Below are 21,993 nucleotides of genomic sequence, written 5' to 3' on the forward strand. Positions count from 1 at the left end.
CTAATGCCTAACGCCTAGTGGCCCTGGCGCCTAGTAGCCCACTGTCACAGGAACTTTTTCGAGCCCCGCGGCAGCATCCTGGATGCCCAGCACCGAGACGTCGGCGCGGTCCTGCCTGCCCAGGATAAGTGCCCCATACACAGGGTCCCCTGATGCTGAAACCACGTACCCGGCAACCACTGCCTGTCCGGATTTTGCCGGAAGCTCGATCAGCGATGTTGTGCCACCGGACATATCCACGTCCACGGACTTGCCCACCTTCCCATCGGCTGTCACCGGTGCGTAGCTAACAGTTGCACGTCCCTCGGGAACACCGAAGCTGAAGAAACTCTGCCCGTCACGGGGCACTGCCACCACATGCTGGCTGCCCAGGCGGGCCGAGGACGGCGACCAAGCGAAATCCGTTGGCTCCTCCGCTTTTGCCCCCCGGGCAATCCGGGTTGAAGCCATGAACGCGACATCAGAACTCGCACTCACTGTGTAGCTGCCGGCCGGAACGCCGTCGAGGTCCAATGTAGCTACCGTGCCGCCCTTGACGGTGACTACTCCCCCGTTGGGGAGCTGGCGCTCACCGTTGGCGCCGTACAGCCGGACTTGAACCACGGCGTCCGTGGACCCAGGTACGGCTATTTGAAGCGCGGGAACGGCATCGGTAAAGCCGGATTTACTGCCCAGCGCCTTGATCGCCGCTGCATCCTGGATGTCGACGCCGGCCATCACCTGCAGGTTGGACGGCCCGGAACCTGGGGACAGGAACTCCACCCCGCCCGGCACCAATCCACGGAGCACGCTCTGCTGGATGGTCCCTGCAACGGGTCCACCCGAGCTGCGTACATGCACTGCCAGTTGGGATTCGCCCGGGGCAAGGCCGGCAAGGTTAACCGAACGCGTTGTCCCCGGAGCCACCAGGAGACCCCGTGCACCAGGCGCCTGGATCTGTCCCTGAGCGCCGAAGAGGTCCAGGTTGACGGTAGCGGGCGTTTCCGATGCATTGCTCAGGTTCAGGACCGCGGTCCGGCCAAGCGCGGTGTCCCCGCCCAGCAGCCAAGAGTCGTTTCCGGGTTGCTGGCACGGAGCCGCCGCAAGGCCACGGAGGTCGCCGTCCTTGGCTGAATAGCTCAGATTCGCGGCCAAGGAGGCCTGTTCGTTTCCGATCGGGTCAGCACCCACCACGGTAGGAGCGGTCACGGGGCTGATAGTCGCAGCTGCTGCCGCCAAGACCGGTGGACCGGAAGTGGGCGATGGGGTGCTCGTGGGGGCCTTTGCAATTTCAGCGACTGCGTCGCCTGCCAGCGACGTCACTTTACTGCCCGGAATGGTACCTGCGGGGTTGCTCAGGACCACCGCGTTGAGCGCACTGGTTGCAGTGGTGGAAACCGGGCTGAACTCAGCATCCGTGTCCACATCGGTTCCTGTGACAAGGCGTGCTGGTTCCGGGCAGACGCCCAGGGAGCGGCCCGCCGGAACATCGGCTTGCCGGATGTCCACTGCAGAACCGCCGGAGGGCCCTGGAACCATCGAGGTGGCGGCCACCGCTCCGCCTCCCGCGGCAAGGATCACTACTGCAGACAAGACCCCTGTGATGATGCCCCTGTTGGAACTGCGCGCGCCCTTGGCGGAACTGCGTACATCCTTAGTGGAACCACGCGTCCCGTTATCGTCCTCCACCTGCTTCTTTGGGTCCTCAGACACTGCTGTACTCCTTACGGAGGGAGACTTCGTCCCTCGACATGCCGGTTCGCGAGCGGCGGGCGGGCATCGGAACAGCCAGCAGCACGGTCAGACCGAACACGACGGCCTGCAGGATCCCAAACCAAAGACCCCAAGGGTTGGTGTACCGGATTTCCAGGTTGCCTCCATTGGGCGGAAGTTCGAAAGCCTGGGCCCATCCGGAGGTGGTCGACTTCAGCTGGCGCCCATCCATCCAAGCACTCCAGCCGGGATCAGACCGTTCAGCCAGGACCACCCGACGGCCCTCGTCACCCGCCGGCACAGCTGTGTCCACGGAAACCTCTGTTGAGGGCAGAGAGCCGATGGCCTCACCTTGGGCGTTGAGAATGCGAACCCTATGGGCGGTGTCTGCGGCGGTGGCGGCCGCGGAATTCCGCGGGGTTACGCGCCACAACCACCCGGCGTCGGTTTGTCCAACAGCAACGAGGCCTGGAACGGCGTCGATCCTGCTGGCGGTCAGCTGGGCTGCATCATCAGCGGCCTTGAGCACCACAAAACCGGCACCGAGCTGCTCCAGATCGTTGCGGGGGTCCACCCCTGTGCTGGCCACGATGGTGGCCACTGCCCGGCGGAGGGACGCGGTAGCGGCGTCGTCGGTAGCAATCTCTTCACGACCGGGCGCACCAATAATGGTCCTGGCCGAGGCGATGGTGGACAAGCTGTCCAGCGTAGTCCCGGCACCACGCATCAGGGAGGACGTAAAGGCGCCCTGCTCGCCGCTGGTGATGACCAACGTTCGCGTACGTTCGGGTCCCTCACCACGGTCGACGGCGGTTGCCGGCAAGGTGCCGTTGTCCACGGGCCGCACCTGGCGGGCAGAGCCCAAGGATGGCTTCTTACCTGCCTCTGACGCAGGGGCGTCAGCGGTATCGGTAGCGACTGGGGCCTCGGATAGGGGCTGCAGGACGTTTTGTCCTGCCCATGCCGCCATCCCGGCCAAGGGTCCACCCAGCAGGAGGGCAAGGGCCACAGCTGAAGCCACGCGCCGCAAGGGCGACTTCCAGCGGGCCGCATCAGACGTCCTGGTGGGAACTGCAAAGATCTTATCGGCACCGAGCAACGCCGCACTGAGCAGCAGGATTCCGGCTGCTGAAACCGCCGGACCGGTGAAAGGACCAACAATCACGTTGTTGTTGACACCGGTGGCCACATGGCCCATCAGCCAACTGCTGGCCAGGGTAGCCAGCGCGGCCAACCAGAAGACACGGGCCAGGACGGTGCGCTTGCCGGGAAGGAACAGCGCCGCTACGGCCAAGAGAAGTACAGGGACGCTGACCAGCAGGGCAAGCACCAGAGCCCAAGGCACAGCGCCTGGCCCGAACGTCCCAAGACCTGTGAGGCCGCCGTCGATGTCGAAGGCCAGGGGCTGGCCCAGGAACTGCTGCCACAGTGGTGCAGCGTCGAAACTGAGCGGCAGGCCCGGATCGGCAAGCAAGGAGCGGGGGCGGTCAAGAACCGAAATGCCGTAGGGAATGAACAGCGCGGCGCTGGGCAAAAGCGACCACCACAGTGTCTTTCCCCGCGGTCCGAGCACCACGGCTACCAGGACGATGACCACCGTCATTGGCCCCAAGAGCGAAGGAGCCGATGCAGTGATTGCAGCCATAGCCAAGCCGGCAGCCGCCGCGGCGGTCCAGGACGGCGTGCCGTTAATGCCCGGTTTACCGAGCACGGGCGCCGGGCGACGCGTGAAAGGTGCCCGTACGGCATGGGCCCGGCCTATCGCCGAACCCGACGCGCGTATCAGCGCCAGCATGAGCAACGGCATCAGGACGTGGGCCACCAAGGCTCCCGGCCTGCCTTGGTTTATGGCTACCAGCAGTGCAGGTGCCCCGGACCAGGCCAGAGCCGCAACAATCCGGAACCGGCGCCGGGTGGTCAAGGCCCCGGCGGCGAACCAGGCACCGATCGCAGAGAGTGGCATGGCCAGGATCAGCAACCACACGGTTGCCGCGTTGCCATCGCCACCGCCAAACAAGGAAAGAAGCCACAACACGTAAGCGAAGGGATCACCGTGCCCGGGCAGTCCCGCACCGAGGGAAATCCACCACGTCGAGGCGTTGGCCCAGATATCGGAGGGTGACTCGGATAACGGGAGGAGGCCCCCTCCGGCCACAGTTCCTGTGCGAAGGAGGCCGAAGAGCCCAACGAAAGAAGCGGCGAACGCAATGAGGGCAGCGGCAACTGCGCCGGTGCCTACCCATCCGCGTTCGTTGGTGGCCAGCGCTGCGAAATCGTCAGAGGCATCGCCGCTGGGTTCGGGGGCGAGGAGATCCGAGGCCACAGTAGTTTCCTCGCTGGGGCGGATGGCCTCCAGCAGGGAACGCCTGTTGGCACGGACTTCACGCGACGACGCTTGGAGGCCCCGGACCACCGAACGGTGCACGCGGCGGGTCCTCGCCGCAATCCCGCGGCCTCTTGCAATAGCGAGGGGCCGCACCAGGCCGGCGATGGTGGCCGTGAACTGGGAGAATCCGTAGCCCGGTTCCTTGACCAAAACACTCAGCACCAGACGCACGAGTGCGCCCAAGAGCGCCCCCACTGCCTGGAATGGCAGGTTCCACCACGGCGTGTGCTTGAGGCGCATGTGAATTTGTGCCTTGCGCGCCGCGGAGGACGTCCCAAGACCGTGCGGGCGGTGCTCCACATGGAACATGCGCGCGCTTGGCACCACCACCACGCGGTTTCCGGCCAGCCAGTTGCGCCAGCAGAAATCGACGTCGTCGCCGCTGCCCGGCAACGCAGGGTCAAAGCCCTGCAACTGTTCCCAGACGTCCCTGCGGATCAGCATGCCGGCAGAGTTCACGGCAAAGGTGTCAGTGCGGGCGTCGTACTGGCCCTGGTCCACTTCGTCGGCGTCGATCAGCGTGAGGCGTTCAGCCCAGCGGCTGGTGGACAAGCCGACGTCTACCACGTGGCGATCGTTGTCCCACCCAAGCTGCTTGCAGCCGGCAACAGTTACCGAAGTGGTTCGTTCCACGGCGTGGAGAAGCTCGGCCAAGGCATCCGGTGCTGGAGCGGCGTCGTCATGAAGGAGCCAGATCCATTCGACGGGACAGGGAGCTTCAGCGTTTTTGGCAACGTCCTCGTTTTTGGCAGCATCTTTGGGAGCAAGCTCGTCCAGGCCAGCCTGGACAGCGGCGCCAAAGCCAGACTTTGGCTGGACGAATTTGGTGACGTTTGCTTGCCCCAAGGCCTCACGGAGCAAGTCGAGGGAGTTGTCCGTGGATCCTGTATCAATGCCAATGGCGGCATCTGCCGAACGCGTTTGGTCCGACAGTGCCGCCAAGGTCCTGGGGAGATAGTTCCCGCCGTCGTGGGCAACCACGACGGCGGTAACGTGTACTTCCTTAAGAATTAGACTGCCCGCTTCCTTAGCCGGCGACGTTCGCGCTCGGAGAGCCCGCCCCAGATGCCGAATCGTTCGTCGTTTGCGAGGGCGTACTCAAGGCACTGCGAACGGACGTTGCACGCTCCGCAGACCTTCTTTGCATCCCTCGTTGATCCACCCTTTTCCGGAAAGAATGCTTCCGGATCTGTCTGGGCGCACAAGGCGTCAGTCTGCCAACCGAGTTCGCCCTCGTCATCGAAGTCACCTTGGCTCGGCAGTCCGATCCACACCGGCTGTCCTGGGATTTCCTGGGGACGACGCAACTCCATGGGAGGGTCGTCCACGTCTTCGTCCGGCCCGGCAGGCAGGTCCCCGATCAACGCTTCGTGCGCAGCGAGGAGGGCAGTTGCTTGATCCTCCAACGACTGCTGCACGTTTTGGTTGTATCGGTCTGCCGCTTCCGGATCCGCTGGGTCCACGTACCAGTCCCCTGGTACTTCCCGCGAACGGTATTTCACCGACGCATGTTCTGCGACGACTGCATCTTCCTGGATACGCAACGCTTGCCCCATGGCGTCCCTCCTGATTTTGCAGCTGCTGCTCGGATGTATTTCCGATTCCCGGCGTTGTTCCGGGAATCTGTGCAGCGGCGTTGATTACTAATTACACGCGTGTAACTACCCACCAGTCAAGCCGCGCCGGGATAATAATCAAGAATCTGTAGAAACGTGGGATGCGCCACGCCCAACGTTTTCCGCCGTGGCGCGGGCTGGCCAGGGCTAAAACGGAAGCCCCGCATCACTTTGCATGAACAACTCCTGACATTCCGCGGAATTCCCAAGACCGCCCCCGGATGTCCATCGACTGGACTTAACAGAGGTGTGTTGCATTTCACATTCTCCTGCGGGCCGACGCCCCCACCGTGGCAGGATTGATCCATGAGCATCCCGGCAGCGAACCTGATGACCACCCTGCGATCCGGCCATTCCACGTCCCCGAGACTGACGTGGTATGGCCCTGATTCCGAGCGCGTGGAGCTCTCCGGGCGGGTCTTGGACAACTGGGTGGCCAAAACCAGCAACCTGCTGCAGGACGAACTGGACGCCGAGCCGGGCAAGGCTATCCGGCTGGACCTCCCGGCGCACTGGAAATCTTTTGTGTGGGCACTCGCCGCCTGGCAGTTGGGCATGGAGGTGGTCTTCGATGGCACCGCCGCGGACCTGCTGGTAACAGACACTCCCGACGACGGCGCCGGGGCCGGCTTTGACGCGGTCGTCGCCGTGCCGCTCGCGGCACTTGCGATGCGCTGGCCCGGCGACTTGCCGCCCGGCGTCGTGGATTATGCTGCGGAAGTCCGGTCCCACGGTGACGTCTTCATGGCGCACAACGAACCGGAAGCCGACCTTCCGGCCGTCCGCGGCAGCGCGGGCCACACCCATGACAGCCTTCTGGACGGATTCGCTGCACCCCAGGAACCCGGCGTCCGGCTATTGGTTCGGGCGGCCGATGGTTTGGAGCCGGGCCTGGCGGCGTCGTTGGGCGCGTGGAAAGAAGACGGCTCAGTGGTGCTGGTGCATCCCGATCTGGAAGTGACCGGGCACCTGCTTGAGAATGAGCGCGTCAGCCGATCCTGAGATCAGTTCTTGATGGAGGGCACTTCGCCGGTCGGCGGTGCGCCTTGGCCCGCGTCCGCAGCTGACTTCTCCTTGTGATGGAGTTCCAGGATCTCGTGGTCGTGGGAGTAAGCCGGCTCGGCATCCAACTCTTCGTTGAAAACCCAAAAGCGGTATGCGAAGAACCGGAAAATGGTGCCCAGGACGAGTCCGACGACGCTTCCTGCGATAAACAGCGACGGCTTGTCATTCAAGTCCAGCACGTACTTGGCGAACCACACACAACCGGAAGCAATCAAAAGCCCGACGAAGTTCATGACGGCAAACAGGACGGCTTCACGGACCACGTTTGCCTGTTTGCGGTGGCGGAAGGTCCAGAAGCGGTTGGCCACCCAGGAGAACACGCTTGCAACGATCGTCGCAATGGCCTTCGCCCAGACTTCGCTTCCGTGCATCGGGCCCGAAAACAGCCAGATGTAAACTGCCGAGTCAATGACAAAAGCAACACCGCCTACGGCGCCGAACTTTGCTACCTCGCGCCAAAAAAGCGAGGCAAGTCCGCGGATGCGATCTGCAAGTGTGGTGATCATGACCCTCCATGGCCGTTGAAAAGTGGGCCGATGGGCCACATCCATTTTAGCGCCCATTTCCAACCGTTCCCTTTGAGTCCCCTGTGAGAACGCCGATACCGGGGCCTGCGCCACTGCCAAAGCAGGACTGAACCAACCACTGAACCATGTGCAAATAGTGACGATATGGCGGTTGAATAGCGGCTGAATCAGTGTTCCGGCCGCTGGTTCGGTAGGCTGAACCTTGTGACTTTTCCAGTAATTGGTGTTGTTGGCGGCGGCCAGCTCGCACGCATGATGGCCCCGCCTGCTACCGCTTTAGGCTTCGAACTACGCGTTTTGGCTGAGGGCGAGGACGTTTCGGCTGTCCCCGCTGTGGCCAACGCCCCCGTTGGCGACTACAAAGACCTGGACGCTCTCCTTGAGTTCTCCAAGGGCGTGGACGTCCTGACCTTCGATCACGAACACGTTCCCACGGAACATCTGCGTGCCTTGATCGACGCCGGCGTGAATGTGCAGCCCGGACCAGATGCCCTGGTGAACGCGCAGGACAAGCTCGTGATGCGCGCGGCCATCGATCGCCTCGGGCTGCCCAACCCGGAGTGGGCCGCCGTTGACTCAGTAGAAGCGCTGGTGGCATTCGGCGACAAGATCGGCTGGCCCGTAGTGCTGAAGACGCCGCGTGGCGGCTACGACGGCAAGGGCGTCCGCATTGTTGACTCCGCCGATGATGCCGCTGGTACTGCCGACTGGTTCCAGGCCATGAGTCCCCTGCTCGCAGAAGCAAAGGTGGACTTCAGCCGCGAACTCTCCGCTCTTGTGGCCCGCACGCCCAGTGGCGAATCGCGCGCATGGCCCGTAGTTCACACCATTCAGGTTGACGGCGTGTGCGATGAAGTTATCGCCCCCGCCCAGAACATTCCACTCGAAGTTGCCGCGGCCGCCGAGGGGGCTGCACTACGGATCGCCAACGAACTGGGCGTTACGGGCGTCATGGCTGCTGAGCTCTTTGAGACCCCGGGCGTTGGCGCCGGCTTCCTCATCAATGAACTCGCAATGCGCCCCCACAACACGGGTCATTGGACGCAGGACGGATCGATCACCAGCCAGTTCGAACAGCATCTGCGTGCGGTACTGGACCTGCCACTGGGCGCCACGGATGCTGTGGCGCCGGTATTTGTCATGAAGAATTTCCTGGGTGGCGACAACCAAAACCTCTTTGAAGCCTTCCCCATGGCCTTGGCGTATGAACCGGCAGCAAAGGTGCACTGCTACGGCAAGTCCGTGCGGCCAGGTCGGAAGATCGGGCACGTCAACCTGGCTGGCACATCTGCCTTGGAGGTAGATTCCGTCCGCCAACGCGCCACGGCAGTAGCCAACATCATCCGTGACGGCCGGATGCCCGCACAGACCACCCCCGAGGAGACCGAATGACATCAACATCGACAGCCCCGCTCGTAGGTCTCGTCATGGGCTCGGACTCCGACTGGCCCGTCATGGAAGCCGCTGCGGACGCCCTGGCTGAGTTCGGCATCCCTTTTGAGGCAGACGTCGTCTCGGCACACCGCATGCCCACCGAGATGATCCGCTATGGCCAGACTGCGCACGAGCGCGGCCTGCGCGTCATCATCGCCGGAGCAGGAGGCGCGGCACACCTTCCTGGAATGTTGGCTTCGGTCACTCCCCTGCCCGTAATCGGCGTCCCCGTTCCGTTGAAGACACTGGATGGCATGGACTCGCTGTTGTCCATCGTTCAAATGCCTGCCGGAGTTCCGGTTGCCACTGTCTCCATCGCAGGGGCCCGCAACGCAGGACTCCTGGCTGTACGGATGCTCGCCTCCGGCACAGACGAGCTCGCCAACCGCCTTCGCGAAGACCTGCTCAAATTCGCCCAGGAGTTGAACGACGTCGCCACCAAGAAGGGCGAGAACCTGCGCCACAAGGTGGAAGAGGTCTTTTCCCCTGCCAATGCTTCCGCCCGGAGCAGCCGCTAGAAAGGCAGCGGATGACCACCATGCACAAGAACCAGAATCAGTCCGGCACCGCCCTGACTGATCCAGTCCGCTATCCATCCGGGGCCAGCGCCCCGGTGCGGACCAAACGCGCCTTCGTGCTGGTCCTCCTCACGCTCTTCATCCCCGGCAGCGCCCAGATCGTGGCAGGTGACCGCAAGCTGGGCCGCCTCGCCCTGCGCATCACCCTCACTGTGTGGGCGCTGGCTTTGCTGACGCTCTTGATTGCGTTGGTGAACCGGAGCATGCTGCTCAGCATCGTCACCCATCCGGTGGGATCGCTGTTCATCATCGTTGTCCTCGTTGCCCTGGCTTTGGGCTGGGCCTACCTGTTCCTGAACACCCTGCGGATCATCCGGCCCAACCTGCTGGCACCCGGGATGCGGCCCATCATTGCCGTCGTCCTTGCCATGACAACGGTGCTGGCCAGCGGGTCATTGGGCTACCTTGCGTACGTTTTGAACGTTAGCCGCAACGCGATCGGCAGCATCTTCAACGCCGGCCCTGCCATCGATCCCGTGGATGGTCGCTACAACTTCCTGATGATGGGAGGCGACGCCGGTGATGACCGGACGGGCAGGCGTCCGGACAGCCTTTCGGTCATCAGCGTCGACGCCAAAACCGGTGAAAGTGCCATCATTTCCGTGCCCAGGAACCTGCAGAACGCACAGTTCAGCGAAGGCTCGCCTATGCGGAAGATCTACCCCGATGGCTATAACTGCGGCGATGAATGCCTCATCAACGCCGTTAACACCGAGGTCACCAACAACCACAAGGACCTGTACCCAGGGGTTGCCGATCCTGGTGCGCAGGCCACCCTTGAGGCTGTATCCGGGACCCTGGGTATCACTGTGCAGGCGTATGTGCTGGTCGATATGGACGGGTTCGCCAAGCTCATCGATGCCATGGGCGGCATCCGCATCAAGGCTGGCGGCTGGGTACCCATCAGTGGTCCCGTTACTGACGAGGCCAACGGGATCCACGGCATGCCCGATGGCTGGATTCCCGCCGGCGACCAGCACTTGGATGGCTTCCACGCCCTTTGGTATGGCCGTTCCCGTGAATTTGTTGACGACTACGCCCGTATTGCACGCCAGCAATGCGTACAGCAGGCCATGCTCAAGCAGTTGGACCCCGGCACGCTGCTGACCAAGTTCGAGGACATCGCCAACGCAGGCACCAAGGTGGTGGAATCCAACATCTCCTCCGCGCAGCTCGGAAGCTTCGTGGACCTTGCCTTGAAGTCCAAGAGCCAACCGGTCAAGCGCCTCACTATTGGCCCTCCCGATTTCGATGCCTCGTTCTCCACCGTGCCGGACTTCGACCTGATTCACTCCAAGGTCCAGGAACTGTTGACCTCCCGGAACAGCCCCAAGGCCGATGACTCCATGGTGTCCAACAACGGCAATGCGGGCTCTCATGTCGCGGCAGCGGGCCCGGTCCAGGGCAGCTTCCCGGCCGGAATTCCCGCGGGCCAGCAGCCCTCGCCGTCGTCCTCGGACTTCACGCCGGTGACCACCACGCCGGATGGTACGCCCATCACGGAAGAACTGCTCAATGGCCTCAAGGCCCAGGGCGACGAGCAAGGCATCCGGGATCTCGTGGCAACCAATGGGCAATGCGCCCCGCTGTAGCACCAGCAGCATCACCACCTCACGTTCAGCGCGACGATAAGGACTTTCCTTCGTGTATCAGATTGAGAATGTTTTGCGACCCTACGCGTGGGGTTCGACGACGGCGATTGCCGGCTTGCTGGGGCGGCCGGCGTCAGGTGGTCCGGAGGCAGAAATGTGGATCGGCGCCCACCCTGATTCCCCGTCCACAGCCATTCACCCGAATGGGGTCACACAACCCCTCGACGCCCTGATCGCCTCGGATCCTACCCACTTTTTGGGAACCGACAGCCTTGCCGAGTTCGGGCCCCGGCTTCCCTTCCTCACCAAGATTCTGGCCGCAGAGCAGCCACTTTCTTTGCAGGTGCACCCTAGCTTGGAGCAAGCGCGCGAAGGCTTCGCCCGCGAGAATGCCGCCGGGATCCCCGCAGATTCCTCCGAACGCAACTACCGGGACGACAACCACAAGCCGGAGATGATTTTTGCGCTCACGCCGTTCCGGGCATTGTGTGGGTTCCGCTCCCCTGCAGCAGCCAAGAGTGTTTTTGCCCACCTTGCCTCAGTTTTGGATTCCGCCGCGGTGGAGGTCCCCGCAATCATCAGCGGCGTAATTTCCGACCTCGGCATTCCCAACGAATCCGAAGCCCTGAAAGCTGCCTTCACACGCCTGATCGAGGGCGGGAGCGACGTCTCGGATGCCATTCTCGAGGTAGAAGCCGTCCTGCGTGCAGGTGCCCCCCAAGAGCCCCACGAAGCGGCGCTGGCCGCAATGCTGGGAATCAATGAGGCTTTCCCCGGCGATCCTGGTGTGCTCATTTCCTTGCTCCTCAACCATCTTTCCCTGCAGCCGGGCGAGGCCGTCTACCTGCCGGCCGGAAACGTCCACGCCTACCTTCACGGCCTGGGCGTGGAAGTCATGGCTTCCTCGGACAATGTGCTGCGCGGCGGACTCACCCCCAAACATGTGGACGTCCCGGAACTGATCAAGACCATCCGCTTCGAATCGCTGGGCGTGCCCCGTGTTGAGGCCAGCGGAACGGAGTTTGGCCAGGAACTGTACCGCCCGCCCTTCAAGGAGTTCCAACTCCAGCGGATCGAACTCGGCCCGGGTGCCGAACCCGTGCCGCTGGCACAGTCCGGTCCCGCCGTCGTCGTGGTTGTTGCCGGTTCCGTGGTGCTCGACTCGCCCAAGAGCGACCTCCCGCTGCAGCGGGGCGGTGCCGCGTTCATTCCTGAGGTGGAGAACCCGGTGAATGTTCATCCCGTGCAGGGCGCCACCGATACGAGTATTGCCTTCGCCGTGACAACAGGACTGGGTAAGTGAGCGTGGACTTCTTTCTGCAGACGCCCGCTTGGGCTGACGTCCAGCGCTCGCTCGGCCGCCGGGTCCATGAGCAGTCAGGTCCCGGATGGAGCTTCCTCGCGATAGAGGAAAAGAACCCGGCGGGCAAAGTCATCTACGCCCCCTATGGGCCCATGGCAAAGTCCGTGGACGCCTTCGACGCCGCGACGGCGGCCTTGGTGGAATTGGCGAAGAAGGAACGTGCTGTCTTCGTCCGCATGGAACCTGTATCAGCAGGCTTCACAGCATCCGAGGCCGATGCGCTCCTCCGTTCCCGCGGCCTGCAGCCAGCGCCCGTCAACCTCCAGCCGGAGTTGAGCTGGATCGTGGACCTTGAGGGCGATTTCAAGGACGTCCTTGCCGGAATGAAGCCGACCAACCGGAACCTCTACCGGAACATCCACAAGAAGGGCGTGACGTTCCGGGCATCCCAGGATCCTGCGGACATCAAAATTCTCCTGCATTTCCTCCACCTGACGGCAGCACGCAACGGCTTCAAGCCACAAAGCGATGAGTACCTTACCCAGGTGGCTGAATGTTTGCTGCCGTCCGGCGCAGGAACGCTGTTCATAGCCGAACTCGAGGGTGAGCCGATCGCTGCCGCGTTCACCTACGATTCCTCGGACACCCGCACTTATGCCCATGCCGCACTGGATGACACCCACCGCAAGCTCAGCGCCGGTATTCCGCTCCTGGTCAACCTCATGGCAGATGCCAAGGAAAAAGGCCTGAAGCATGTGGACCTCTGGGGCGTGGCCCCTGAAGACCAGCCGGACCATAAGTGGGCAGGCTTCACGTCCTTCAAGAAGTCCTTCGGAGGCCGCGAAGTAGCCTACCCCGGCACCTGGGACCTCCCAGTGAACAAACTCCGCTACGGCGCCTACCAACTAGCCCGAAAGCTCCGCGACAAACTCCGCTGATCCCACAACAGCGCGAAGCCGGAAGCCGCGGCACTAACGCCTCCGGATAGCGAAAAGCGCCCCATCGCGGGAGCGGCATCAAATCGACGAGGTACGAGGAGATAGCCGCAGAGCGATGGGGCGCCTTTCGCGTCAAAGACGCGACAGCATGGGAAGGTTACGGCTTGCGCGCGTACGTCTCCCACTTGGATGCGTGGTGCTCAGCATCAACGAAGCGAACTGTGCCGGACTTGGAACGCATCACGATGGACTGCGTCAGTACGCGGTCCTTCTGGTAGCGAACGCCGTGGAGGAGGTCGCCGTCGGTGATGCCGGTGGCTGCGAAGTAGCAGTTGTCCGAGGTGACGAGGTCGTTGGTGGAGAGAACGCGGTCGAGGTCGTGTCCGGCGTCGATCGCTTTCTGCTTTTCATCATCCGAGGTGGGCCACAGGCGGCCCTGGATAACACCGCCGAGGGACTTGATGGCGCAGGCGGCAACGATGCCTTCGGGGGTTCCACCGATGCCCATCAGTGCGTCCACGCCGGTTCCGGACCGGGCTGCGGCGATGGCACCTGCGACGTCGCCGTCCATGATGAACTTGGTGCGTGCACCGGCTTCGCGGATTTCTTCCACGAGCGGGCGGTGCCGGTCACGGTCCAGGATCATGACGTTGAGCTGGTTGACCTTGACACCCTTGGCCTTGGCGATCAGGTGCAGGTTCTGCTTCACGGGCAGGCGCAGGTCAACCATGTCGGCAGCTTCAGGGCCTGTGACCAGCTTTTCCATGTAGAAGACCGCGGAGGGATCGAACATGGAGCCGCGTTCGGCCACTGCCAGGACGGCAAGCGCGTTGTTGATGCCGAGGGCGGTCAGGCGGGTTCCGTCGATGGGGTCCACGGCGACGTCGCACTCGGGACCGGTGCCGTCACCAACCTGCTCGCCGTTGAACAGCATGGGGGCTTCGTCTTTTTCGCCTTCACCGATGACCACAACGCCATTGAAGTGGACGGTGTGAAGGAACGAACGCATGGCGTCGACGGCGGCGCCGTCTGCCTTGTTCTTGTCGCCGAAACCTACCCAGTGGCCACCGGCAATTGCCGCGGCTTCGGTGACGCGGACGAGTTCAAGCGCAAGGTTGCGGTCGGGTTCGTCGAGGCCGACGGCGAGCGACGGCGAAATCGTGGAATACTGCTGGGTCATTGGTGCAGGAGACACTTGAACCTCTTCTTCGAGTGACGATTCACGGGACCGGACACGGTTGCACGAGGCAACCTGGGGTCCCTCTATGAACGATCATAGTCGCCGCATGCCTTTGGAGTCGCTGGATGACCACGGCCGGCAATTCCTGCGGTGAGGTTCCCGGTTGTGTGTTCACAGCCGGGATGAGGGACTATGGAGGTGTGAGTGAAACGCAGGACAAGCCCGCTGCCGGCAACCAGCCCAAGGCCGCGGAGGCAACCCCCAACAGCGCCCCGGACGCCGTGGATGCCCCTTATAAACCCGTCATTCCGGCAAAAGCCGCCAAGCGGGCCAACGCGTCCGTCATTGGCATGATCATTGCCCTGGTGCTGTGTGTCCTCGCATTCCTTCCTATTGTGTTGATGAACCCTGCACCGAAGGGCGAGGGCTTTCGGCCCGCGGTTGACGTTGCTTCCATAGCCCGCAACGCTGCCGATGTGGCGGGATTCACACCCGTCACGCCGGAAACCGGCGACACATTCAAGCCGAACTACGCCCGCTGGGAATCCGGCTCGGGAACCGGCGTGCCCACGTGGGAAGTTGGTTACCTGACTCCCAAGGAGGCCTTCATCGGCCTCACCCAGACCACCAAGGCGAATCCCACGTGGGTTCTGCAGCAGACAGGTAACCTGCCCCTCACCGGCACCCGTAACGCCGGTGGCCAGGATTGGGAGCTCCACGATTCCGGCAAGGACAAGCGCAGCATGGTGCTCGACTACCGCGGAACCACCATCATCCTGAGCGGCACGGCGAACCTTGAAGAGTTCGCCGCACTCGCCGCCGCGGTGGTTAAGTCCGCGGACCAGGCCGCTGCAGCTTCCGCATCTGCAGCGCCGTCCTCATAAGCACACGCAGCGCAACAGTTTTACGGGCCGCCACCTCCGGGCCGTAAAGTAATCAGGTGCCTACTTATCTGACTCCCGCCCTTGCCTGGCGCCGCCTCCAAGAGGGCAACGAACGTTTTGTTGCCGGTGAATCCCTGCATCCCAACCAGGATGCGTCCCGGCGCTCATCACTCATCGAGAACCAGAACCCTTTCGCGGTCATCTTTGGCTGCTCCGACTCCCGCCTCGCCGCAGAGATCATCTTCGATCTCGGCTTGGGCGACGCCTTTGTGGTGCGCACCGCCGGACAGGTGATCGACGACGCCGTCCTCGGTTCCCTTGAATACAGCATTGCCGAGCTCCGCGTTCCACTGATCGTCATCCTTGGCCATGACAGCTGCGGAGCCGTGAAGGCTACCAAGGCCGCCGTGGAAACCGGCGAGATGCCCGTGGGGTTCATCCGCGACCTCGTGGAACGCATCACCCCGTCCGTTCTGACTTCCCTGCGCAATGAACAGGAAGACGTCAACGACATGGTGGTGGAGCACGTCAAGCAAACCTCAGCAAGGCTGGCCGACAGCTCACGTGTGATTTCGGACGCCATCGACGACGGCCGCGTGGCTGTAGTGGGCTTGTCCTACAAGCTCGATGAAGGCCGTGCGGCCCTCGTTTCCGGGATCGGCAAGCTTTAGTGGCCCGTGCTCCGGCCTCCGCGCCGGAGCACGTAGCACTCCCTTCCGGGTTTTCGATGCGGGACCCAATCGCCCTAAGCTAGCCCCATGACTTCCACCACTGAGTTCCGTATTGAACATGACACGATGGGCGAAGTTCGCGTCCCCGTGAACGCCCTGTACCGCGCCCAGACGCAGCGTGCTGTGGAGAACTTCCCCATCTCCGGCAAGACGCTTGAGCGCACTCACATCGAAGCCCTTGCACGCGTCAAGAAGGCCGCTGCACTGGCGAACGCCGAACTGGGGGTGCTCGATGGTGAGCTCGCCGAGGCCATCGCCGCAGCTGCCGATGAGGTAGCCACCGGCAAGTACGATGGCGACTTCCCGATTGACGTCTTCCAGACCGGCTCGGGCACTTCCTCCAACATGAACACCAACGAGGTCATCGCAGAGCTCGCTTCGCGTGCCCTCGCAGCTGCGGGCAGCGACAAGGTGGTCCACCCCAACGACCACGTGAACGCTTCGCAGTCCTCCAACGATGTGTTCCCGACGTCCGTCCACGTTGCCGCCACCTCTGCCCTGATCAATGACCTGATCCCGGCCCTGGAATACCTGGCAGCATCCCTGGACCGCAAGGCCGAGGAGTTCAAGGACGTCGTCAAGTCCGGCCGCACGCACCTCATGGATGCCACGCCGGTCATGCTCGGCCAGGAGTTCGGTGGCTACGCCGCCCAGGTCCGTTACGGCATCGAGCGCATCAACGCAGCCCTCCCCCGCGTCGCGGAGGTCCCCCTTGGTGGCACCGCTGTTGGCACCGGCATCAACACTCCTGCCGGCTTCCCGGAGCGCGTCATCGAACTACTCGCAGCCGACACCGGCCTGCCGCTGACCGAGGCCCGCGACCACTTCGAAGCACAGGCAAACCGCGACGGCCTCATCGAGGGCTCCAGCCAGCTGCGCAACATCGCGATCTCCTTCATGAAGATCAACAACGACCTCCGCTGGATGGGGTCCGGCCCCAACACGGGCCTCGGCGAGATCGCCATCCCGGACCTTCAGCCGGGCTCCTCGATCATGCCGGGCAAGGTCAACCCCGTTATCTGCGAAGCCTCCATCATGGTGTGCGCCCAGGTCATCGGCAACGACACCGCGATCGCATGGTCCGGCACCAACGGCGCCTTCGAACTCAACGTAGGCATCCCCGTCATGGCCGCCAACCTCCTGGAGTCCATCCGCCTGCTGGCCAACACCAGCCGCGTGATGGCCGACAAGATGATCGACGGGATCACCGCCAACGTGGAGCGCGCCCGCTTCCTGGCTGAGGCATCCCCGTCCATCGTGACGCCGCTGAACAAGTTCATTGGCTACGAGAACGCCGCCAAGATTGCCAAGATCGCCGTCAAGGAGGGCCTCACCATCCGCCAGGCAACCGAGAAGCTCGGCTTCGTGGGTGAAGGCGAAGGCAAGGTCTCCGAGGCAGAACTCGACAAGGCCCTGGACGTCACCACCATGACGTCCCCGGCGCACAAGGCCTGACGTTTGGCCTAAAACCCAAAGCACGACGGCGGCCGGCACCTTTCTTCGAAAAGGGTGCCGGCCGTTGGCGTTCCCGGGCCATGGGCAGGAGCCCAGGCGGGCACCGGCTGACGCCGGCGCCACATAGCTTAGTCCTCCACCTGGTACGCCACGGGGCCTTCGGGCTCCGTGGCAAGCCGGATGGCTTGAAGGTTTCCCTCGCTCATGTCAGGCAGTTCATCCAGGCCAAACCAGCCGACGGCGATCGATTCATCATCGTTTACCTGAGCGTCGCCGGAGACATATCTGCAGCGGAAGGTGATGTCCAGGAAGTCGCAGATGTCGCCATTCGGAAAGGTCACCGGACCTACAACCCCGACGGCGAGGATCCGCTCAGTTTCGGCCACAACCGCAGTTTCCTCGAAGATTTCCCTGACCAGCCCGGGAGCGGGATGCTCCCCTGGCTCAAGGATGCCGGTGATCACCGTCCAGTGGTGATTGTCCGCCCGTTGGCAGAGCAGCACCCGGCCATCGTCGTCGAAAACCACTCCCCTGACCGCCGGCAACCACAGCGGGTCATTCCCGATCTTCTCCCGAAGCTTGAGGATAAATTCCGGTGCGCCCATGGCGTTAGCTTTCCTTCAATTCGATCGTGGCGTGTGAGTCCACCAGCAGGGCCCACTCCCCGTTGATATGCGTCGAGCTGATCTGCAGCGGTTGTGCCCTGAGCCACGCTACGTCCCGCTGCACAGCAGCCCCCTCCAGGCGTGTTGAGCGCATCAAACCATCTGGGCCAAGCATGCCGCAGCCCGGTGAACCCGCAGAATACGGGAAGCGTTGCAGTTCGGCCGCAGTTGGCCCCGGCGGCGTGACTTGGAAGGATCAAGCAGGCAAAAGCACCATGCTCACCAAGGCTCCTGCCAGCATGAAGGGCCCGAACGGGATGGCCGAACCCAGCGTGCCGCGCCTGGACACGAGGATCACCAGGCTCCACAACCCGCCGAGCAGGAAAGCAGCGAAGGTGCCCGCGAAGACATGGGCCCACCCGAGGTAGCCGAGGTAGAGACCAAGCACTCCGGCCAGCTTCACGTCCCCGAACCCCATACCAGGTGGATAAACCAAGCGAAGCAGGAAGTAGAACAGCCACAGCACGCCGCCACCGGCCAGCACTCCGAGCCCAGGTATACCGAACAGCGAGGCATCCAGCCCTTCCGCGGCACCGGAGACGCCAACAAACACCAGAACCGCAGCGCCCAGCAGCAGGACCCCGCCCACCGCATAAGACGGAAAGACGATCCGGTTCGGCAGCAGATGGCTCCGGATATCAATAATGGTCAGGCGCACCGCCATCACCAGGAAGTACGCGCACGCAAGAACCACCAGCCAGAAGCCCAGCGGGCTGGCGTCCCAGAGGTCGGCGAGTCGTCGGATCACCCTGCAGATGCTATCCCGAATTGGTCCAGGGGCCGGGTTGAACGCGTAGGTAAACTGTGGATATGGCGCGCTACAGTGCAGGTGGATCAGGTTTTGGACCGGACTTCGGGTCTGGTTTTGCACCGGCTAACGGGCATGGCGGGCAGGCGCAGGACTTGTCCTCCACATTCCGCAATCTGTGCCGTTCCTCTCCGTGGAAGTGGACGAGTCTCCGTTTCGAATACCTCGAAAGGCCTGGGACCGGCGCCAATCTGGTCCTTGCATGGCTCAGGCGGCCTGGTGCCCTGCGGCTGGAGACTCCTGACGGAAAGCTGCTGCACAGCACCACGGGCATCAACGATTCCCGGGACGACCTCTACGTCAGTGCCACGCGACGCTCATGGTTGCTTCCTGCACACCTGGTGACTCCGGTCTATGATGGCGCTGGCTTGGTCCGCAGGCGTCCAGAGGCGGCATACGGTGAACCGTCCTTTGGCAACGGACGGCTGGCTGCAGCCCTGGATCCGGTGGAACTTGCCGGCAATGCGCCCGTCCCGCTGGAGTTCCCGGATTCCAATCCCGTGTCCCTGGAAGAGCCCCGGGAAGTAGACCATGAGGGACGGTTGGCCTTGGAAACAGTGGTCACCCGTGGCCGGACCTACGTGCCCTTGGATCCTTCCCAACCTTTGGCCCATCCGGGGCGTACCCTGATCCGGGTGGATGCAGCGACCGGCGTCTGCGTCGCCAGTCAAAGCCTGGACGGCGATACGTCCGGCAAGGGTCATTGGCTGAAGATCCTGGCCGTCGACGAATACATGCTGGACGATCTTTTCCTTGCCGAGTCAATGAACCTTACGGACGTTCGGCGCCATATCTCCTGGGACATCGGCCCAGCGGCCTGACATCCCCGATCCATCAAGGCTGTCACCAGCCCTGTGACTCGCATGCCCTCGACAGCCGGGCTAAGCTGCACCGATGACCACGCTCGCGGAAATCTGGCCGCCCTTCGGACTCACGCTCACGACTCCCCGACTGACCCTCCGTCCAGTTCTCGACGCCGATATCCCGGCTGCCGTCGCGGCAGCCCGATCCGGCGTCCACGAGCCCGGCAAGAGCCCTTTCAGCACCCCGTGGACGGAACTCCCCGACGACGAGCTCGCCCCCAACATGGCTCAGTGGTACTGGCGCTGCAGGGCCGGATTCACACCTGACTCCTGGACCCTTCTCCTCGGAATCTGGCACAACGAGGACCTCCTGGGCGTCCAGGACATCGGCGCCAAGAACTTCGCCAAACTACGGACGGTTAGCACGGGCTCCTGGCTCAAGCAGGCCGCGCAAGGGCAAGGCATCGGCAAGGAGATGCGTGCCGCCGTCGTCAGCTACGCGTTCGACTACCTGAAGGCGGAAGTGGCCGAATCCGAAGCGGCCTCATGGAACAAGCAATCCTTGGGCGTCTCCCTGAGCCTCGGCTACGAACGCAACGGAGTCTACAAGGACGTCTGGGGAGACACAGCCCGGGAAGTCCAAAGAGTCCGCCTCACCCCGGAAACCTTCAACCGCCCCAACTGGACCCTCAAAGTCCAAGGCCACGAAGAGCTGAAAACATACCTGGGCCTGTGACGTGGAACGAAGGCTAAGGCCAGGCATCCGGCAGCGTGCGTAAAAAGCGAGGAACGAGCTAGCACACAGAGGATGCCTGGCCTTCGCCAGTACGGCACCTAGTGGATGGGCTTAGATTTCAGCCCCTTCGAGCAGCTCCGTCACCAAAGCCGCAATCGGCGATCTCTCGGACCTGGTGAGGGTGATGTGGCCAAACAGCGGATGGCCTTTGAGGGTCTCGACGACGGCGGCCACGCCGTCGTGCCGGCCGACACGGAGGTTGTCGCGCTGGGCGACGTCATGGGTGAGAACGATCTTGGAGTTCTGGCCGATGCGGCTCATCACGGTCAAGAGGACGTTCTTCTCCAAGGACTGTGCCTCGTCCACGATGACGAAGGCATCGTGCAGTGAGCGTCCGCGGATGTGGGTGAGCGGCAGGACTTCGAGCATTCCGCGGTCCATGACTTCTTCCACGACTTCCTGGCTGACCAATGCACCGAGGGTGTCGAAAACGGCCTGCGCCCAAGGGTTCATCTTTTCCGATTCAGACCCTGGGAGGTATCCCAGTTCCTGGCCGCCTACGGCGTAGAGGGGTCGGAAGACGACCACCTTGCGGTGTTCGCGCCGCTCCAGGACGGCTTCGAGGCCCGCACAGAGTGCCAGTGCGGATTTGCCGGTGCCGGCCCGCCCGCCGATGGAGACAATGCCCACTGCGGGATCCATGAGGAGGTCGATGGCGAGCCGTTGTTCCGCCGAACGGCCGTGGAGCCCGAAGACATCACGGTCACCCTTGACGAGGCGGACCTGTTTGTCGGCCCCTACCCGGCCGAGCGCCGAGCCACGGTTGGACAGGAGGACAAGTCCGGTGTTCACGGGAAGTTCCGCGGCGGCCGGGATGAAAACGGGTTCGTGGCCGTAAAGTGTGGTGATTTCCTCTTCACCGGCTTCCACTTCGGCCATGCCGGTCCAGCCTGAATCCTTGACGAGTTCGTTGCGGTATTCGTCTGCGTGTAATCCCATGGCGGACGCTTTGACGCGCATGGGAAGGTCCTTGGACACCACGGTGACGTTGTGGCCCTCGTTTGCCAGGTTCTTGGCTACGGCCAGGATGCGGCTGTCGTTGTCCCCGCCCCGGAAGCCTGCGGGAAGGACCTCCGTGGAAATGTGGTTCATCTCCACCCGGAGCATGCCTCCATCGGCGCCAATGGGTATCGCGTGGTCCAGTCCGCCATGTTCGATTCGGAGGTCATCCAGGAGCCGCAGGGCTTTGCGGGCAAAATACCCTAGTTCGGGATCGTGGCGTTTGCCTTCCAGTTCGCTGATGACCACGATCGGGACGATGACTTCGTGCTCAGCGAAACGCAGCAGTGCGTGCGGGTCTGAGAGCAAGACGGATGTATCGATCACATAGCTGCGGCCCACTGCAGACGATGCTGTCCGTTCCCCCGATGAAACCCGTTTGGCGCGAGAGGTAGCTGCACTTTCCCCGTCAGAAACCATTGTGGGCAGTTGCTCAGAAATAGCCACATCGACTCCAGCCCCGGGCGGTCGCCCGGCCTAATGGTGAAGCGGCTCGGCCGGAAGGCCGGGCGTGGCCTCCCATGTAACTGGTGCGATAGTT

General features: G+C 63.0%; 20 protein-coding genes. 11 read left to right on the forward strand and 9 right to left on the reverse strand.

Annotated elements, in window-relative coordinates; genetic code table 11:
- Positions 1-30 precede the first annotated feature (30 nt).
- The 3 genes from ABIE18_RS05640 to ABIE18_RS05650 are packed head-to-tail and all read right to left on the reverse strand — an operon-like array spanning position 31 to position 5,634.
- Complete coding sequence (locus ABIE18_RS05640) at positions 31-1,692, reverse strand: DUF5719 family protein (protein ID WP_499721685.1); 1,662 nt, start codon at positions 1,690-1,692, stop codon at positions 31-33.
- On the reverse strand, positions 1,685-5,059 hold the full coding sequence (locus ABIE18_RS05645) for a glycosyltransferase (RefSeq protein WP_499721687.1): 3,375 nt from the start codon (positions 5,057-5,059) through the stop codon (positions 1,685-1,687). Before ABIE18_RS05645 ends, ABIE18_RS05640 begins: the two co-directional genes overlap by 8 nt.
- A gap of 29 nt (positions 5,060-5,088) precedes the next feature.
- Positions 5,089-5,634 carry a WhiB family transcriptional regulator gene (locus tag ABIE18_RS05650; RefSeq protein WP_431119087.1) on the reverse strand — a complete coding sequence of 182 codons (546 nt, stop codon included), beginning with the start codon at positions 5,632-5,634 and terminating at the stop codon, positions 5,089-5,091.
- Between the two features lie 366 nt (positions 5,635-6,000).
- Here ABIE18_RS05650 and ABIE18_RS05655 point away from each other — a divergent pair, with 366 nt between their 5' ends.
- Positions 6,001-6,696, forward strand: a complete 696-nt coding sequence (locus ABIE18_RS05655; RefSeq protein ID WP_499721689.1) for a TIGR03089 family protein — start codon at positions 6,001-6,003, stop codon at positions 6,694-6,696.
- 2 nt (positions 6,697-6,698) lie between these two features.
- Here ABIE18_RS05655 and ABIE18_RS05660 read toward each other — a convergent pair whose 3' ends face one another.
- Positions 6,699-7,265 carry a GtrA family protein gene (locus tag ABIE18_RS05660; RefSeq protein ID WP_477515210.1) on the reverse strand — a complete coding sequence of 189 codons (567 nt, stop codon included), beginning with the start codon at positions 7,263-7,265 and terminating at the stop codon, positions 6,699-6,701.
- Between the two features lie 225 nt (positions 7,266-7,490).
- On the opposite strand from ABIE18_RS05660, the gene ABIE18_RS05665 reads away from it, so the two are divergent.
- The 5 genes from ABIE18_RS05665 to ABIE18_RS05685 are packed head-to-tail and all read left to right on the forward strand — an operon-like array spanning position 7,491 to position 13,131.
- A complete protein-coding gene (locus tag ABIE18_RS05665) occupies positions 7,491-8,678 on the forward strand; it encodes a 5-(carboxyamino)imidazole ribonucleotide synthase (protein WP_499721690.1) in 1,188 nt (395 codons plus the stop codon).
- A complete protein-coding gene (gene purE / locus ABIE18_RS05670; protein ID WP_431119080.1) occupies positions 8,675-9,238 on the forward strand; it encodes a 5-(carboxyamino)imidazole ribonucleotide mutase in 564 nt (187 codons plus the stop codon). Before ABIE18_RS05665 ends, purE begins: the two co-directional genes overlap by 4 nt.
- 11 nt (positions 9,239-9,249) lie before the next feature.
- Entirely contained in the window at positions 9,250-10,890 is a 1,641-nt protein-coding gene (locus tag ABIE18_RS05675; protein ID WP_499721692.1) for an LCP family protein, read from the forward strand.
- 52 nt (positions 10,891-10,942) lie between these two features.
- The gene (gene manA / locus ABIE18_RS05680; RefSeq protein WP_499721693.1) at positions 10,943-12,193 is read left to right on the forward strand and encodes a mannose-6-phosphate isomerase, class I; all 1,251 of its coding nucleotides are present in this window, start codon (positions 10,943-10,945) and stop codon (positions 12,191-12,193) included.
- Between the two features lie 2 nt (positions 12,194-12,195).
- Positions 12,196-13,131 (forward strand): lipid II:glycine glycyltransferase FemX, encoded by a 936-nt coding sequence (locus tag ABIE18_RS05685; protein WP_499721874.1) that lies wholly within the window; start codon positions 12,196-12,198, stop codon positions 13,129-13,131.
- Between the two features lie 157 nt (positions 13,132-13,288).
- Here ABIE18_RS05685 and glpX read toward each other — a convergent pair whose 3' ends face one another.
- Positions 13,289-14,311 carry a class II fructose-bisphosphatase gene (gene glpX / locus ABIE18_RS05690; protein WP_477515365.1) on the reverse strand — a complete coding sequence of 341 codons (1,023 nt, stop codon included), beginning with the start codon at positions 14,309-14,311 and terminating at the stop codon, positions 13,289-13,291.
- A 200-nt stretch (positions 14,312-14,511) separates the two neighbouring features.
- Between glpX and ABIE18_RS05695 the strand changes: the two genes are divergently transcribed.
- The 3 genes from ABIE18_RS05695 to ABIE18_RS05705 all read left to right on the forward strand — a co-directional run bounded on the left by ABIE18_RS05695 (position 14,512) and on the right by ABIE18_RS05705 (position 17,381).
- The gene (locus tag ABIE18_RS05695) at positions 14,512-15,195 is read left to right on the forward strand and encodes a DUF4245 domain-containing protein (protein ID WP_499721694.1); all 684 of its coding nucleotides are present in this window, start codon (positions 14,512-14,514) and stop codon (positions 15,193-15,195) included.
- A gap of 56 nt (positions 15,196-15,251) precedes the next feature.
- A complete protein-coding gene (locus ABIE18_RS05700) occupies positions 15,252-15,866 on the forward strand; it encodes a carbonic anhydrase (protein ID WP_477515215.1) in 615 nt (204 codons plus the stop codon).
- An 87-nt stretch (positions 15,867-15,953) separates the two neighbouring features.
- Positions 15,954-17,381 (forward strand): class II fumarate hydratase, encoded by a 1,428-nt coding sequence (locus ABIE18_RS05705; protein ID WP_499721695.1) that lies wholly within the window; start codon positions 15,954-15,956, stop codon positions 17,379-17,381.
- A 128-nt stretch (positions 17,382-17,509) separates the two neighbouring features.
- Here ABIE18_RS05705 and ABIE18_RS05710 read toward each other — a convergent pair whose 3' ends face one another.
- The 3 genes from ABIE18_RS05710 to ABIE18_RS05720 all read right to left on the reverse strand — a co-directional run bounded on the left by ABIE18_RS05710 (position 17,510) and on the right by ABIE18_RS05720 (position 18,794).
- Positions 17,510-17,986 (reverse strand): NUDIX hydrolase, encoded by a 477-nt coding sequence (locus ABIE18_RS05710; RefSeq protein WP_499721696.1) that lies wholly within the window; start codon positions 17,984-17,986, stop codon positions 17,510-17,512.
- Between the two features lie 4 nt (positions 17,987-17,990).
- Positions 17,991-18,140 carry a hypothetical protein gene (locus ABIE18_RS05715; protein ID WP_499721697.1) on the reverse strand — a complete coding sequence of 50 codons (150 nt, stop codon included), beginning with the start codon at positions 18,138-18,140 and terminating at the stop codon, positions 17,991-17,993.
- Between the two features lie 102 nt (positions 18,141-18,242).
- Entirely contained in the window at positions 18,243-18,794 is a 552-nt protein-coding gene (locus ABIE18_RS05720) for a prepilin peptidase (RefSeq protein ID WP_477515220.1), read from the reverse strand.
- Between the two features lie 62 nt (positions 18,795-18,856).
- Between ABIE18_RS05720 and ABIE18_RS05725 the strand changes: the two genes are divergently transcribed.
- Positions 18,857-19,675, forward strand: coding sequence for a hypothetical protein (locus ABIE18_RS05725; RefSeq protein ID WP_499721698.1), 819 nt, complete (start codon positions 18,857-18,859; stop codon positions 19,673-19,675).
- Positions 19,676-19,748: 73 nt separating this feature from the next.
- Positions 19,749-20,393, forward strand: coding sequence for a GNAT family N-acetyltransferase (locus ABIE18_RS05730; protein ID WP_499721699.1), 645 nt, complete (start codon positions 19,749-19,751; stop codon positions 20,391-20,393).
- Positions 20,394-20,504: 111 nt separating this feature from the next.
- On the opposite strand, the gene phoH2 is transcribed toward ABIE18_RS05730, so the two are convergent.
- Positions 20,505-21,872: an RNA 5'-3' helicase PhoH2 gene (phoH2, locus tag ABIE18_RS05735; protein ID WP_499721875.1), complete on the reverse strand. Its 1,368-nt coding sequence runs from the start codon at positions 21,870-21,872 to the stop codon at positions 20,505-20,507.
- Positions 21,873-21,993 lie beyond the last annotated feature (121 nt).

This window comes from Arthrobacter sp. 2762 (assembly GCF_040548745.1).
GTDB lineage: Bacteria > Actinomycetota > Actinomycetes > Actinomycetales > Micrococcaceae > Arthrobacter.